The organism is Burkholderia sp. BCC0397, assembly GCF_902832865.1.
Taxonomy (GTDB): Bacteria; Pseudomonadota; Gammaproteobacteria; order Burkholderiales; family Burkholderiaceae; genus Burkholderia.
Genome location: NZ_CADFDL010000042.1, coordinates 1 through 352, shown reverse-complemented (window position 1 = coordinate 352; position 352 = coordinate 1). Strand labels below are relative to the sequence as shown.

Genomic DNA, 352 nt, shown 5'->3' with positions numbered 1-352 from the left:
CTGGCGATGCACGTCCGCATCGGAGAATGTTCAACGCAGCGTTGGTATCTCGATCATGCTCGACACCACAGTCACTGCAGGCCCACTCTCTTATTCGCAGTCCCGCGATACCTTTCGGCCGCGTCGTGCTGTCTTTCGATCCGCACGACGAACAGGACTGGGTCGAACCGCTTTCGTCGACTTCCTCGAACGTGGCCCCGTGCGCGATCGCTTTGTAGCGGAGCTTGTTTCGGAAGGACGACCAGGATGCGTCGTAGACGCTCTTCGCCATCCTGGTTCTGGCGAGCTTCGCGGCCGACACGTTGCCGACCGCGATGTAATCGAAACGCCGCACCAGATCGAGCGCGAGCTT

1 protein-coding gene is annotated in these 352 nt (G+C 60.2%); it reads right to left on the bottom strand.

What is annotated here, in order from left to right:
* On the bottom strand, positions 1-352 hold a 352-nt coding region (locus HWX03_RS36690; protein ID WP_175874681.1), incomplete at both ends, for a zinc ribbon domain-containing protein.